We start from the raw sequence: 279 nt of genomic DNA on the forward strand, positions 1-279 counted from the left end.
TCCTCCAGCTGCTCCCGCGCTCCTCCACGGGCGAGCGGATGAACCCGTACACCTCCCTGTGGACCGGGGTGACCCCCGGCGACGGGCCGCAGGAGGTGCACGTGGTGCTGCTCGACAACGGCCGCTCCGCCGTGCTCTCCAACCCCGAGGGGCGCTCGGCGCTGCACTGCATCCGCTGCTCCGCGTGCCTGAACGTGTGCCCGGTCTACGAGCAGACCGGCGGCCACGCCTACGGCTCGACCTACCCGGGCCCGATCGGGGCGATCCTGTCCCCGCAGC

The 279-nt window shown here is 73.1% G+C and carries 1 protein-coding gene; it reads left to right on the plus strand.

All coding sequences use genetic code 11. The features are described from left to right. The coding region (locus M3185_RS17620; protein WP_374238536.1) for a 4Fe-4S dicluster domain-containing protein at positions 1-279 on the plus strand (279 nt) is incomplete at both ends.

It is taken from the genome of Kocuria rosea (assembly GCF_023715525.1).
Taxonomy (GTDB): Bacteria; Actinomycetota; Actinomycetes; order Actinomycetales; family Micrococcaceae; genus Kocuria; species Kocuria rosea_A.